Genomic DNA, 13,622 nt, shown 5'->3' with positions numbered 1-13,622 from the left:
CAATTTGTCCCAACTTTGATAATTAAAAGACATATAGCAAGCACAAGAGGCAATGGTCATGAGTACAGTCATGAACCAACGGGTCAAAGTTGAAAAGACTTTAACCATTAACAAACCAGTAGAGGAACTTTATCGCTTTTGGCGTAACTTTGATAACTTGCCACGCTTTATCAAGCATCTCAAAGAGGTGAGGGTATACGACGAGAAGCGATCGCACTGGATTAGCAAAGGATTCTTAAATGGAAGCGTTGAGTGGGATGTAGTCATTACCGAAGACCGAGAAAACGAATTGATTGCCTGGACTTCGGTTGAAGGCGCAGCAATTGAAACCTCTGGTCGCGTCCACTTCAAGCCAGCACCTGGGAATCGTGGCACTGAGGTAAAAACAGTCCGAGAATTTACCCCGTCTGGGGGTGCGATTGGGGCTGCGTTGGCGAAGCCCGTCGCAGACATCGCTAAATTATTTGGCGAAGACCCAGAACTGCAAATTAAAGAAGATTTACGCCGCTTCAAAATGCTGATGGAAGCAGGCGAGATTGCCACAACAGAAGGTCAACCGCGAGGTTAATAAATATTGCTATGAAAGCTGTTTGTTGGTACGGCACTAACGATGTGCGGGTGGAAACAGTGCCAGACCCAAAAATAATTAACCCCCGCGATGCCATCCTCAAAGTTACATCAGCAACCATCTGCGGTTCTGACTTGCATATCTACAATGGCTACATCCCGACGATGGAACCGGGTGACATTATTGGTCACGAGTTTATGGGAGAAATCGTTGATATTGGCAATCAAGTCAAGAAATTGAAAAAAGGCGATCGCGTCGTTGTTTCTTCGATGATCGGTTGCGGTCAATGCTGGTATTGCCAACAGCAGATGTGGTCGTTGTGCGATAACTCCAATCCCAAAGCTTCGATACAGGAGAAAGTATACGGTTATAACACGTCAGGTATCTATGGCTACTCCCATGCTTTTGGGGGCTATTCAGGTGCTTTTGCTGACTATGTGCGCCTACCCTTTGCTGATTATGGGGCAATCAAAGTTCCCAAAGATATTCCTGACGAAAAACTGCTACCGATTTCTGATGCCTTTCCTACCGGCTACATGGGGGCAGACCTATGTAATATTCACCCCGGAGATATCGTTGCAGTTTGGGGTTGTGGCCCAGTAGGACAATTCGCCATGCGTAGCGCCTATTTGTTAGGTGCAGAACGTGTCATTGGCATCGACCGAATTCCCGAACGGTTGCAACTGGCTAGAGACTTTGCTAAAGCGGAGATTATTAACTACGAAAAAGTTGATTTAACTGAAGCCCTCAAAGAAATGACAGGTGGACGCGGCCCAGATGCTTGCATTGATGCTGTGGGGTTGGAAGCACACGGCACAGGTCTAGAAGGAGTATACGACCAAGCCAAGCAGGCGGTACGCCTTGAAACCGATCGCCCCCATGTGCTGCGACAAATGATGCTCGCTGGTCGCAAAGGTGGCACTCTATCAATCATGGGTGTTTATGCTGGCTTTGTGGACAAGATACCTATGGGTGCTGCTATGAACAAAGCCATGACCTTCAGAATGGGACAGATGTTCGGTCAGAAGTATATGCCTATCTTGCTGGATCGCGTATTGAAGGGCGAAGTCGATCCATCTGCTGTGTTCACGCATCACTTACCCCTAACAGAAGCCAAGCATGGCTTCGAGCTGTTCAACCAAAGAAAAGACCACTGCATAAAAGTTAGGTTACAGCCTTGAGTTGGGGACTCATAAGAGCAGGGGAGCAGAGGAGACAAGGAAAATAACCACTGACAACTAACTATCGACAAAGGACTAATGCCATGAAAGCAGTTTGCTGGAACGGTGCCAACGATGTACGGGTAGAAACAGTACCCGATCCAAAAATCATTAATCCGCGTGATGCTGTTATTAACCCTTTTTTGTCACTCTAAGCAGAGGAAAATTCAAAATCAGAGTGAGTCAGGAATATAAAAGTTGGGGAAGTGAGCCTATAAATAATAGATTGAAGTTTAGCAAATCCCAATGAAAGTTGAGGGATAGGAAAAACTGTCAGCCAAGGCTGGATTAAGTTAAACAGGATAAAAGGTTGGATAATTAAACGGAGATTATTTAGAAGATTCTTCCAGCCCTTGCCATCATCCCACCAGGGATGGGCAGTTAATTTTGATGGAGATTTTGGTGGAGAGGGGTGCATTTGTTCAGAGTGAAGACTAACCATTAAGTAGGCACTACAAATAATCTCCGACCAACGTTCAATATCTTCATAGCGAGTAAAACGATAGTCAGCCCAACTTAATTCATTCTTACTTTGCTTTAAACCATATTCGACCCAGGTTCTTAAACCATAAAAATTCCCAACTTCTCTTGAAGTAATGTCTGGATATTTAGTCATGCCAGTGTCACGTTCGAGCCTGGTGGTCGGACAGCATGGCACACCCACCTGTTAGGACAAACCTTGATCTTTACGGCAGGTTGCGGCTGGGTGCAGCGATGGGGTGCTCCAAGGGAGGAAATACGACCGGGGGACGTGATTTGGTTCTCACCGGATGAGAAGCATTGGCACGAGATCCCACTGATCCTTAAACAGGGAGGCGGTGTGATCGTCAACACGTCCTCAGGCGCGGGAGTCATCGGCATCAAGGGCAGCTCCGCATACACCGCTGCGAAGCACGGCGTGATTGGTCTCACGCGATGGCGGCCCTCGACTACGCCGCGCAGAACATCCGCGTCAACGCCGTTACCGCGATTTCCGTGGCCAAGGAAGTCTTCGAGAAGAAATGACGCCTGAGCGAAGGTGCTTCTGCGCCTTTGGTGGGTGCAGACCGTGAGAAGAGTCGGCGCGAAAAACAAACACTTGTCCAGGGCTTGTTCGAGAATCTTGCAAGGAGAATCATGGACGACAATCAAGAACGACAAGACTTCGATCTAACCGAAAGCGATGAGCAACTCAGCGCGGACGAAAAAACACTACTCGACGAACTCGGTATTGTTGGTGCTGCTCGCCGAAAATTCTTGGGGCAAAACATGGCTGCGGCACTCGGCACCTTCGCCTTCCACCTGCTGGCTAAAGAGGAGGTCTTTGCCACGCTCGCCGCTTCGCCCGACGCAGTGTTCGCTTCGACCGCTGGGGTGGAAAACGCCGTTAAGGTACTGTTGAAAATCAACGGCTCTACTCAACGCCTGGAAGTGGATTCGCGCACGGTGCTGCTCGATGCTCTACGCGAAAGACTTGGATTGACCGGCACCAAAAAAGGGTGCGATCAAGGACAGTGCGGTGCTTGTACAGTGATCGTTGACGGACACCGCGTGCTTTCGTGTCTGACACTTGCCGCGAGCTGCGATGGAAAAGAGGTGACGACCATCGAAGGGCTGGCTGACGCCGACAATCTTCATCCGATGCAGGCGGCGTTCATCAAACACGACGGCTTCCAGTGCGGCTACTGCACGCCGGGGCAGATATGTTCGGCAGTGGCGCTTTTGCAGGAAGCCAAAAACGGCGACGTGAGTCACGTCACTAACAATTTGCGGACGAGTCCCCAGAATTTAGAACTCTCTGATCAAGAAATCAGAGAACGCATGAGCGGCAACATTTGCCGTTGCGGCGCTTATCCGGGAATCGTTGCGGCAATCAGAGAAGTTCATTCCGGGCGCGAAACAGCCCAGACCAGGCATTTTGCAAGCGATGAAGAAATTGCCATTGCATTCAATGAGGGCAAAGCCGATGAAATCGTTTAAATATTCTAGCGCAACCGACGCAGCAAGCGCCGTTGGCACCGTTTCCGCTAATCAAACGGCACAGTTTCTCGCAGGCGGGACAAATTTGATTGATTTGATGAAAGAATATGTCGAGCGCCCCAGTGAACTTGTTGACATCTTAGGTTTGAATCTGGCGGAAATTCGATCGACCTCGAACGGAATTTCTATCGGCGCGTTAGCCAAAAATACTGATACGGCTAACCATGCGCTCGTCCGGCAAAATTACCCGCTTCTGTCAATGGCGATTTTAGCTGGTGCCACCGTACAGCTTCGCAATATGGCGACCAACGGGGGAAATTTAATGCAGCGCACCCGTTGCCAGTATTTTTACGACATCGCTATGCCGTGTAACAAACGCGAGCCTGGCAGCGGATGTGGAGCGCTTCAGGGGCTTAATCGCATTCATGCCATTTTTGGCTACAGCGATAAATGCGTGGCGACTTACCCGGGCGATATGGCGAATGCGCTTTATGCGCTTGACGCAGTAGTGAGGATTCGCGGCACGAACGGGCAAGAACGCACAATCCCGATCCAGGATTTTCATCGCTTGCCGGGCGACACGCCGGAAAAAGATAACAATCTTCAGCATGGCGAATTGATCGTTGCCATCGAAATGCCGAGGAATAACTTCGCCGACAAGTCTTATTACCTAAAAGTTCGCGATCGCACTTCATATGCTTTCGCACTGCTTGCCGTGGCTGCTGCTTTAGAAACAAGAGGCAACAACATCAAACAGGCACGCGTTGTTTTGGGAAGCGTCGCGCATAAACCTTGGCGTTCAGGCGAAGCGGAAAGAGTTTTGATCGGAAAACCAGCGACGGAAGAAACTTTTCGGGCTGCTGCCGAAGTGGCTTTCAAAGATGCGAAACCGCTTGAACATAACGGTTATAAAGTCGAACTCGGAAAACGCGCCATTGTTCTCGCTTTGCAGCGAGCGATGTCGGGCGGTGTTGCGTAAGTAGGGAGAATATAAAAGAAATGGCAAGATACATCGGAAAAGAAATGAGCCGCGTAGACGGCATCGCAAAAGTGACGGGCAAGGCAAAATACGCCGCAGAATTTCAGGTTTCCAATCTCGCTTACGGTTTTATCGTGCTGGGAACCGTAGCAAAGGGCACGATTAAATCAATCGACACGCGTGAGGCTGAACGCGCTGCGGGCGTAATTCGTGTCTTCACGCACCTGAACACACCAAAGCTCGATCCGAAGTTTTCTATGGTGCAGGCTCCGTCGCGCGCTACCGATGAGCAAGACAAGTCGTTTCAGGCGCTCCAGTCCGACAAAATCTTCTTCAATATGCAGCCTGTGGCACTTGTCGTCGCCGAGACATACGAGCAAGCGCGTTATGCGGCACGTCTGGTCAAAGTCTCCTACAACACAGAGCCGCACACGACCGACACCGAGGCGGTGCGAGCGATCGCGCGCGTCCCCACCCAAGCGCCGCCTCTAAAGCCGCGCGGTAATCCGGAAGAGACGATGCGTACAGCGGCGATTGAGACTCAGCCGTTAGTTGTTGAACATACTTTAACGCGCGGTAATCCGGAAGAGACGATGCGTACAGCGGCTGTGAAGGTAGAGGCCGAGTACCGCATTCCTATCGAGCACCACAACCCCATAGAGCCGCACGCGGCCATCGCGGTCTGGCAAGGCGACAAGCTCACGATCTTCGACAAGACGCAGGGGGTCTATGGCGTGCGCGCACATTTGGCTTCGAGCTTCGGCGTGCCCGAGGAAAACGTGAGCGTGCTTTCACCCTTCGTCGGCGGGGCTTTCGGATCGTCGCTGCGCCCGAACTATTATCCGGCGCTGACAGCGATGGCTGCCCGGGAACTCAAACGCCCAGTCAAGGTCGTCTATACGCGCACACAAATGTTCACTGGCCACGGCTATCGTCCGTACACGATTCAGAAGGTCGCGCTCGGCGCAGAGCGATCGGGAAAGCTCTCCACGATGATTCATGAAGTCGTACACAACACCTCCAACATCGAGGAGTTCTCAGACGAAACCACGCTTTTCACGCGCCAGGTCTACGCCTGCCCGAACCTCTACGCGCCGCTGAAGATTACCAACACTGACCTCCCCACCCCGACCTGGATGCGTGCACCGGGGGCCGTTAGCGGTATGTTCGCGCTCGAATGCGCGATGGACGAGCTGGCCTACGCGCTCAAGATCGACCCGCTCGAACTACGGCTGATCAACTACGCCGAAGTAGACCCCGAGAGCGGCAAGCCATTTTCGAGTAAGGCGTTGCGGGAGTGCTATCGGCTCGGCGCGGAAAAATTCGGTTGGAAGAAGCGCCAGTTTGAGCCGCGCTCAATGCGCGACGGACGCCTACTCCTCGGTTGGGGTATGGCAACCGGCGTCTGGGGCGCTTTCCAGATGCCTGCTGCCGCCCTCATCACGCTGCGAGTGGATGGCACGGCGCAAGTTGCTAGTGCGACCAGTGACATCGGCCCCGGCACCTACACCGTGATGACCATGATCGCTGCCGAGTATCTGGGGCTGAAGTTGGAGCAAGTGAAATTTGAACTCGGCGACACGAAGTTCCCTCTGGCACCGACGCAGGGGGGATCTTGGACGACGGCGAGCGTCGGCTCGGCTGTGCGCGGCGCGGCTCTGGCCATCGGCACGAAGTTGCTCGCACTCGCGAACCAGGAACCGAATTCTCCGCTCAAGGGGGCAACCGCCGCCGATGTCGAGATGCTCGACGGGAGACTGCGACTAAAAAGCGACCCGTCGCGTTTCGTCAACATCTCCGGAGTGATGAAGCGTAATGGTCTCACCGCAATCACGGAAACATTCGAGTCGCGTCCCTCAGAGGAGCGCGAGAAGTATGCGACGTTGGCGCACGGCGCGCAGTTCATTGAAGTGAAGGTCGATCCGGATGTGGGGACTGTCCACGTTACGCGGGCCATTGAAGTGACTGCCAGCGGCAAGATCATGAATCCGAAGGCCTCGCACAGCCAAGAAATTGGCGGCGTTGTCTGGGGCATCGGCATGGCACTGCAAGAGGCGACTGAAATCGACCATCGTTACGGGCGGATCATGAACCCGAATTTGCAGCACTACCATGTGCCGGTTAATGCCGATATTCTGGAGATCGAAACGAGCTTTGTTGAGGAGGACGATAAAATCGTCAATCCGCTCGGTGTTAAAGGCATGGGCGAACTCGGTATGGTCGGAATTCCGGCGGCGATCGCCAATGCGGTTTTTCACGCGACCGGCAAGCGAATCAGAGATTTGCCCATCACGCCTGACAAACTCTTGTAGAATTTGCTGCCGCAAATTTAGCGCTATTACATAGTTCTGTAAGTGAGCAATAACTATATGAACGAGTTACAGCATATCCTGCAAGCATTTGTACATAGCCAAAAGTCAGCACAGCGTAGTGCTTTAGCAACGGTAGTACAAACAAGTGGCTCGGTTTATCGCCGACCAGGGGCGAGGATGTTACTGGTTGAAGATGGACAAATGATTAGTGCGATTAGCGGTGGCTGTTTGGAAGGTGATGTTTTTGAACGGGCGCAATCGCTGATGTTTGGCGGTGGTGAACCGATGGTAGTAAGATATGACACTACATCGGATGAAGACATTGTATTTGGCTTTGGGTTGGGGTGTAATGGCGTTGTCGATGTTTTGATTGAATCTTTAGGTGATGAAACTGCTGCCAGCCAAATGTCTTTCATTCAAGATTGTTTGCAGTCTGGGCAAGTGGGAGCGATCGCTACTGTCTTTAAAATAGAGGGAGCGTCAGATATTACAGTTGGTTCTCGAATGATGCTGAAATCAGATGGCACTGTCATCAATCACGTTGCTAATATTTTCATTGCTCAAAAGATAGAAATAGACACTCACCAAGCACTAAGAAAAAAACAAACTTGCGTACAATCATATACTTTACCTCAAGGACGCGTTGATGTGTTGATTGAAGTAATTCATCCATTAGTACCACTGTTCGTATTTGGTTCTGGATATGATACGATTCCCGTGGTGCATTTGGCGAAACATCTGGGTTGGCACGTTACCGTAATTGATGATCGACCAGGGTATTTGAGGGGCGATCGCTTTCCTCAAGTTGACCAAATTCTCTGGTGCGAACTCAATGATTCCCACTCATACAAACATTTGCTGACACCGCAAACTGTAGCAGTTGTCATGACACACCGCTATCTAAGCGACCTAGCATTTCTCAAGACTCTGATTCCGTCCCAGGTGCGTTACCTGGGAGTGTTAGGCCCAAAACGCCGGATGCAAAAATTGTGGGATGATCTGTCTGAAGAAAATATCATTACCACATCTGCACAAGAACAACGAATTTATAACCCTGTAGGACTAGACATTGCTGCGGAAACACCCCAAGAAATCGCCCTGTCCATCGTGGCAGAAATTCAAGCTGTAATTGGCGGACGTAGGGGTAGTTTCTTGCGCGATCGCCCAGGCTCGCTCCATTCTCTCTTAGAGCAACCATGTCTAACATTGGCATTATAATTTTGGCAGCAGGCGCTTCCACAAGGCTTGGTCAGCCTAAACAGATCCTAGCTTACCAAGGTAAATCACTAATTCGACATATCACAGAGGCGGCGATTAATTCTCAGTGTCGGCCAGTTGTTGTTGTGTTGGGTGCTTACGTCGAAACTATTGAGCCGCATCTGAGAAATTTAGATATCCACATTGTTTATAATCAAAAATGGTCAACTGGTATGGCCAGTTCCATTCAATGTGGACTAAATGCTATTGGGGCGATCGCATCTGAGATTGAAGCGATCGTACTGATGTTATGCGATCAACCGTTTGTTTCCTCCGACCTGATTAATCAACTTGTTACAAGATATCAAGCTACAAATTCGATGATAGTTGCTTCGGAATACGCGGGTATCCTTGGTGTTCCTACTATATTTCACAAAACGTTATTTTCAGAACTAGCTCTTCTTCAGGATGATATCGGTGCTAGAAAAATCATTCGTCAGCATTATTCAAACTGTTCAAGCATTTATTTTGCTGAGGGACTTATTGATGTAGATACTCTTGAGGATTATGAACAACTTCACAAACATCATCGTTAACAAGTTAGGCTTTAGGGCTATTAGTCAATAAGCAAAAGTACGCAATAGACTAGCATGAATGCTCATATGACTGTAAGGGGTGTAGTCAAAAGTGGGTAGTTGTCCAGGCATACATCTACGCCAAGCGGACAGTTAACGCTCTTTCAAGAAACACTTGACGTAAAGCTTATGTAGAAAGGGTTTGATAAAATGAAGCTTCCTCCTTATCTTGGGATTTGGGGACAAGTTGAAAACCAAAAGCTTGCGCTTTCTTCTGAAGATTTTTGAGGATCAGATCCTGGTATTTTTGCTCATAATATTCCATACCAGGATCAAAATATCGTCCAGCAGTTGTCCAAATTGTTTATGGAAACTAGCATTATCTAAAATTAAAATAATCTTGGGGCCAATCTTCTGAAAATCATCCTTGCTGAATCCAGAGCTTATCCACCGCATTTGCCTAATTAGGAAATCTTTATGGATTTCGTAATTGGGTGGAATATGCGTTTAAACAAGGGAAGAATGAGTTGGGATGGGCTGATTTTAGACTTACGAATTATCAGCAAATAGAAAAATGGTGGGAACTAGTTATGAGTGCCTATTTTTTAGTCAGTTTACAGGCTCAAGCTAGAAATAAATCAGAAAGCGAAAGCAAAAATGAAGCAATATCACCGCAAATCTCAAGAGAACCAGCAGAGTTTAGTAACCATATTTGATTTTTGAACAAAACTCAGTACACCTTTATTCCTTCTTCCCAGTCCTAAAAGAGCGTTAAGTGATTAACTGGATTTGATATGAAATATCTCCGCATCCCCTTTCTTTGCTTTGCGTCTCTTCCATAAAAAAGGCATTGCACTCTAACCTTACCACCCCAATTGCTCAATAATCTGCTCGCCAAGCTGCAAGACATTGAACGGCTTCAGGATCACTCCAGCAAATTCAGAGGGGTCAAATCCCAGCGAATCGTCTGACGGGTCTGTGGCAGTAAACAATATAACCGGAATCGACTGCGTAGTCGGATTAGTTTTCAAAGATTGCAGCATAGTCAGTCTATCTTCACCATACAGGCTCAGATCGAGCAAAATCACGTCTGGTTGCTGCGTTTCTGCCTGCATCAGTCCTGCCTGTGCAGACTCAGCTGTGAGGATTTTCCAGCTTTTGAGGCGTTCTAGCGTGAACTTGACAATGCTGCACAAGTCAGGTTCGTCGTCAATCACCAGGATGCATCGATTTGTATAAGAGGACATAATACCAATTCGTTATTCGTAATGAAGGGGCGTCAGATTTAATCTGGTTTCATGCAATCCAACTTCTCTCTAAATTGATTGATGGAAAATAACAAAGTACGTTCGCGTAGCATTGCCGCTAGCATCATTATTTGAATCAATCCCTTGAGAGCTAATTTGTAAACTAAAGTAAACTACTTGTCTAGTAAGGGTTTTAGGCATTTAAGTTAATAAAGCGCTTATTCGCTGAAACTCAGACCTAGTAATGAGTTAAGTACCCTTAAGATTTTCTTTACGAATCAGCTCTAAGGGATGAAGTATCAATTACTAATTAGGAATTTCCAAGAAATAAATTATCCAATTTATTCATAATTCTATTTTTCTTACTCCCCCTGCTCCCCTGCTAACACAGTGATTGGTTATTTTTTTATTTGGAAGTCCCTTATTTTAAATCCCTACCAGGAATTGAAATTTAAAATTCGCTGAATCAAATCGGCTTCTACGATTGGTTTTAAGATATAGTCATCTGCCCTCGCTGCTAGGGCCCGGTACAGGGTATCAGCATCGGCATGAGCCGATAACAACAACACAGGTAGCCGACTCCAACGCGGATCGCTCTTGACTACCTGGCATAGTTCAATGCCGCTAAACCCCGGCATAGCGACATCCAGCAATAGCAGATTGGGAGTGGTGGCTTCCAAGTATTGCCAAAACTGGCTTGAATCTGCCAAGGTTGTGACCTGAAAGCCCCACGGTTGCAGTTGGGCTTCTAACATGGACAACAATGCCGGATCGTCATCCACAATCAGCAGTCTGGCATTGATAGTGTCAATCCGGTGGAGGAGTTGGCTGACGGCTTGAAACACTTCGGTAGGCGTGGCAGGCTTTTGCAAAAAGGTGTTGGCTCCTAAACGGGTGACTTCCACGCGCTTGGTTAAATCGCCAAGTCCTGTCAGCACCAGCACAGGAATAGTGGGAAATTGGTGCTTCAACTGTGCCAGTAGGGTCAAGCCGCTTTCGGTGGTATTGGGAAAGGTAAGATCCAATATGATGGCATCGGGCGTGAGGTACTGAAGGCGTTGGCGGGCGAGGGTAAGGTCAGTGACGGTTTCCAGGTGAATGCTCCAGTTTGAGGCATTTGCCTGCATTCGCTCAATCAAGTCAGTATCATCATCAATCAACAAAACCACGCGATCGCTAGACTTCAGTACTGGAGTGGGCGCTGTTGTAGCAAAAGTAGGTAACTGCTGGATAACTTGCCTCAGTTGCCCAAGCAGCGATTTTAGTTGAACCACTTCCTCTGATTGGACAGCAGCCGTTGGTGTTTTCAAGGTGCGTTCGATCTGGCGGGCAAGTTCTGCTGCTTGCGGCATACCAAATGCCCCCAAAGAGCCAATCAGCCGATGGGCGATGGTCTGGGTGAACTGCCGTCCGTCAGGGGTGAGAGTATTAGTAAAGAGGTGGGCGATCGCTTCCTCCAACTTTGCTAGTTGGCCCTGCAATCGCTCCTGAGAATCCTGCCACATCTGCCGAATTGCCGCCACTGCCTCCACCTCTGCATCATATCGATTTTCATTCAGTGAGTAGGATGAGGAAGATGCGGAGATGGAGAGACATGGTGAACCAGCACCTTGGACTGAGCCGCTTTGCGATGAGGAAGTCGGAGTCTTGGATGCCACATTCTCGACTTGCAAAGACCCCATCGCCCTTGGCTTCTCCCCTTCTCTACGAGACGCTACGCGAAGGGAGAAGACCGGAGTAGCTCCGGTTCCCGTCGAGTCCGTTAGCGCAGCGTTAGCGACTTTAGGAGCGTCACTTCCAAACCCGGAGGGCAAAGACTTGTGGCGACTGGCGAAGGGTAACGCGGAGACCCTATCAAATGTATTCCCTGTTTCCTCGCGTCCCCGCACCTCTGTGTCCTTGCGTCTTTGCGTCTTTGCGTTCTCCGGACCCTGCTCCGGCTTTTCTGGCACAGATTTCAGCCGATACCCCAGCCCATACAATGTTTCAATCGGATCGGAATCTAGCCCAGCCATCTGGAGTTTGCGCCGCAACCCCCGAATTTGAGTTGTTACAGCTTCTTCACCAGGACATTCATCAATCGAACAGATGCGATCGAGCAGAGTCCTTCGGTCAAAAATCCGCCGCGGATGTCGCAAAAATAGCTCCAACAGTTTGTATTCTTTAGGCGTGAGATGTAAGCCTTTGCCTTGACACATGACCTCGCAATTATTTGGATCAAGCTGCAACTGACCCCAGCAGAGTACTTTGGTTAATACTGTGCTGCCTCGGCGCAGTAATGCCCGAATCCGAGCTAGCAGTTCTGATAGCTCGTAGGGTTTGGTAATATAGTCATCTGCTCCTGCCTCAAAGCCTGCTATTCTATCTGCCGGATCAACCTTCCCTGTGAGCAGCAAAATAGGCTCTTGCTGATTCTGCGTCCTTAGTTGGCGACACAGCCGAATTCCATTCTCGTCGGGTAGCATGACATCTAGCACGATCAGGTCATACTCTGTTGCCTCAGCTAACTCTAGTGCCGATCGACTATCACTAGCGGTATCAACTGTAAACTGCTGTGCTACCAGAGAAGTGGTGAGAGCAGCCGCCGTATCTTGATCATCCTCAACGATAAGCAGTTTCATAAAACCTATTTTTCAGGCAATTGAGCCAAGTATTTCAAAGGCAACCCGAAGCAAGTTTATTTACTTGCCCTATCTCTGAAGTGTATTGTGATGTAATATACTCTAATTCATCTTTTATTTATAAATAGCATTCCAGGCTAATGCAACGAATTTTTCTGTTCTCTTTAAATATAAAAATTTCAACCAAACTATAGAAGTTAATCTTAAGTAAGTCGGGGAGAAAATTTATAAGTATGTAACAAAGAATTAAGCAGAAGAATTAGAGTAAAATTTTACACGTTGTGTACTATAGTTCCCCTTTTCTCCTCTTCTTTGAACTCCATCAATCACAGCATAAGCAAGGTCTAACTCATCCTCAAAACTTTTCGAGGCAAGTTCATGTTTTTTCAGGTGTTGCCACTCAAGTTCAATTGGATTCATCTCCGAGCAATATTTAGGTAGAAAAAAGATGTACTTTCCCCATGTCTTCCCACTTTGACCATAATTGTTGTACCCCTTAAACGGCTGCCCATATCTCTGTTACCTTCGTAGACACATTATACGTATTTACTTATCTTTACACAGTTTGGTTTTTTCACCTCCTTCTACTTAAATAACGTAAAAAGTATTAATCTGTAATACAACTAAGCTTAAATAAATTAATGGAAAGCTTCATCTATCCAATAGGTTGAGAATAGTTTATGCCTAATGACATAAATTCATTTGTGTTGATTTCATTTGGGTATATTCATCTGATTTAGGATTTACTCCATTAAGTTTGTACTCATCAATGCCCACAGATACCAACAGGCAATAGAACGGTAGGGTTTCCACATTTGTCCTAAATCTTCTACAGTCTTTTTATTAGGAAGCTCTGCTAATGGGACTTCCAGAAAATAAACTATTCCGCTAACAATAATGATAATCATTTTAAAGGGGAATGAAGGGGCTGCCGTCGGCAGCCC

Annotated in this window: 10 protein-coding genes and 4 pseudogenes; 9 read left to right on the top strand and 5 right to left on the bottom strand. The window is 48.1% G+C overall.

The features are described 5' to 3' along the window. Nucleotides 1-58: 58 nt before the first annotated feature. Together ABF638_RS33340 and ABF638_RS33335 are read left to right on the top strand one after the other, a co-directional pair. Nucleotides 59-568 (top strand): SRPBCC family protein, encoded by a 510-nt coding sequence (locus ABF638_RS33340; RefSeq protein WP_435027094.1) that lies wholly within the window; start codon nucleotides 59-61, stop codon nucleotides 566-568. Between the two features lie 11 nt (nucleotides 569-579). Next, on the top strand, nucleotides 580-1,749 hold the full coding sequence (locus ABF638_RS33335; protein WP_435027093.1) for a zinc-dependent alcohol dehydrogenase: 1,170 nt from the start codon (nucleotides 580-582) through the stop codon (nucleotides 1,747-1,749). Nucleotides 1,750-1,939: 190 nt separating this feature from the next. Here ABF638_RS33335 and ABF638_RS33330 read toward each other — a convergent pair. Further along, a pseudogene (locus ABF638_RS33330) lies at nucleotides 1,940-2,404 on the bottom strand (IS701 family transposase); the annotation flags it as partial. On the opposite strand from ABF638_RS33330, the pseudogene ABF638_RS33325 reads away from it, so the two are divergent. The 7 genes and pseudogenes from ABF638_RS33325 to ABF638_RS33295 form a co-directional block, all read left to right on the top strand. After that, nucleotides 2,405-2,575: pseudogene (locus ABF638_RS33325) on the top strand ((R)-mandelonitrile lyase); the annotation flags it as partial. It lies immediately after the preceding pseudogene. Between the two features lie 329 nt (nucleotides 2,576-2,904). Beyond that, nucleotides 2,905-3,747: a 2Fe-2S iron-sulfur cluster-binding protein gene (locus ABF638_RS33320; protein ID WP_435027092.1), complete on the top strand. Its 843-nt coding sequence runs from the start codon at nucleotides 2,905-2,907 to the stop codon at nucleotides 3,745-3,747. Beyond that, on the top strand, nucleotides 3,734-4,726 hold the full coding sequence (locus ABF638_RS33315; RefSeq protein WP_435027091.1) for an FAD binding domain-containing protein: 993 nt from the start codon (nucleotides 3,734-3,736) through the stop codon (nucleotides 4,724-4,726). Before ABF638_RS33320 ends, ABF638_RS33315 begins: the two co-directional genes overlap by 14 nt. A gap of 20 nt (nucleotides 4,727-4,746) precedes the next feature. Then, complete coding sequence (locus ABF638_RS33310) at nucleotides 4,747-7,038, top strand: xanthine dehydrogenase family protein molybdopterin-binding subunit (protein WP_435027090.1); 2,292 nt, start codon at nucleotides 4,747-4,749, stop codon at nucleotides 7,036-7,038. A gap of 57 nt (nucleotides 7,039-7,095) precedes the next feature. Next, nucleotides 7,096-8,256, top strand: a complete 1,161-nt coding sequence (locus ABF638_RS33305; protein ID WP_435027089.1) for an XdhC family protein — start codon at nucleotides 7,096-7,098, stop codon at nucleotides 8,254-8,256. Continuing rightward, nucleotides 8,235-8,831 carry a nucleotidyltransferase family protein gene (locus tag ABF638_RS33300; RefSeq protein ID WP_179075959.1) on the top strand — a complete coding sequence of 199 codons (597 nt, stop codon included), beginning with the start codon at nucleotides 8,235-8,237 and terminating at the stop codon, nucleotides 8,829-8,831. Before ABF638_RS33305 ends, ABF638_RS33300 begins: the two co-directional genes overlap by 22 nt. A 443-nt stretch (nucleotides 8,832-9,274) precedes the next feature. Then, a pseudogene (locus ABF638_RS33295) lies at nucleotides 9,275-9,526 on the top strand (IS701 family transposase); the annotation flags it as partial. 147 nt (nucleotides 9,527-9,673) lie between these two features. Here the strand turns inward: ABF638_RS33295 and ABF638_RS33290 are convergent. From ABF638_RS33290 to ABF638_RS33275, 4 genes and pseudogenes are all read right to left on the bottom strand, one after another. Continuing rightward, entirely contained in the window at nucleotides 9,674-10,057 is a 384-nt protein-coding gene (locus tag ABF638_RS33290) for a response regulator (protein WP_179075957.1), read from the bottom strand. Between the two features lie 434 nt (nucleotides 10,058-10,491). Next, nucleotides 10,492-12,678: a response regulator gene (locus ABF638_RS33285; RefSeq protein ID WP_435027088.1), complete on the bottom strand. Its 2,187-nt coding sequence runs from the start codon at nucleotides 12,676-12,678 to the stop codon at nucleotides 10,492-10,494. A 246-nt stretch (nucleotides 12,679-12,924) separates the two neighbouring features. Further along, on the bottom strand, nucleotides 12,925-13,098 hold the full coding sequence (locus tag ABF638_RS33280) for a hypothetical protein (protein WP_435027087.1): 174 nt from the start codon (nucleotides 13,096-13,098) through the stop codon (nucleotides 12,925-12,927). Nucleotides 13,099-13,421: 323 nt separating this feature from the next. Further along, nucleotides 13,422-13,622 (bottom strand): annotated as a pseudogene (locus ABF638_RS33275) (hypothetical protein); the annotation flags it as partial.

The sequence above is a fragment of the Nostoc sp. CALU 1950 genome (assembly GCF_051172895.1).
GTDB lineage: Bacteria > Cyanobacteriota > Cyanobacteriia > Cyanobacteriales > Nostocaceae > Nostoc > Nostoc edaphicum_A.
The sequence above is the reverse complement of the archived record's forward strand: the minus strand, read 5'-3'. Positions and strand labels throughout refer to the sequence as shown.

Excerpts from the sequence above, each read along its gene's own strand:
- ABF638_RS33340 (WP_435027094.1), top strand. The coding sequence starts at position 59 with ATGAGTACAGTCATGAACCAACGGGTCAAAGTTGAAAAGACTTTAACC.
- ABF638_RS33335 (WP_435027093.1), top strand. The coding sequence starts at position 580 with ATGAAAGCTGTTTGTTGGTACGGCACTAACGATGTGCGGGTGGAAACA.
- ABF638_RS33320 (WP_435027092.1), top strand. The coding sequence starts at position 2,905 with ATGGACGACAATCAAGAACGACAAGACTTCGATCTAACCGAAAGCGAT.
- ABF638_RS33315 (WP_435027091.1), top strand. The coding sequence starts at position 3,734 with ATGAAATCGTTTAAATATTCTAGCGCAACCGACGCAGCAAGCGCCGTT.
- ABF638_RS33310 (WP_435027090.1), top strand. The coding sequence starts at position 4,747 with ATGGCAAGATACATCGGAAAAGAAATGAGCCGCGTAGACGGCATCGCA.
- ABF638_RS33305 (WP_435027089.1), top strand. The coding sequence starts at position 7,096 with ATGAACGAGTTACAGCATATCCTGCAAGCATTTGTACATAGCCAAAAG.
- ABF638_RS33300 (WP_179075959.1), top strand. The coding sequence starts at position 8,235 with ATGTCTAACATTGGCATTATAATTTTGGCAGCAGGCGCTTCCACAAGG.
- ABF638_RS33290 (WP_179075957.1), bottom strand. The coding sequence starts at position 10,057 with ATGTCCTCTTATACAAATCGATGCATCCTGGTGATTGACGACGAACCT.
- ABF638_RS33285 (WP_435027088.1), bottom strand. The coding sequence starts at position 12,678 with ATGAAACTGCTTATCGTTGAGGATGATCAAGATACGGCGGCTGCTCTC.
- ABF638_RS33280 (WP_435027087.1), bottom strand. The coding sequence starts at position 13,098 with ATGAATCCAATTGAACTTGAGTGGCAACACCTGAAAAAACATGAACTT.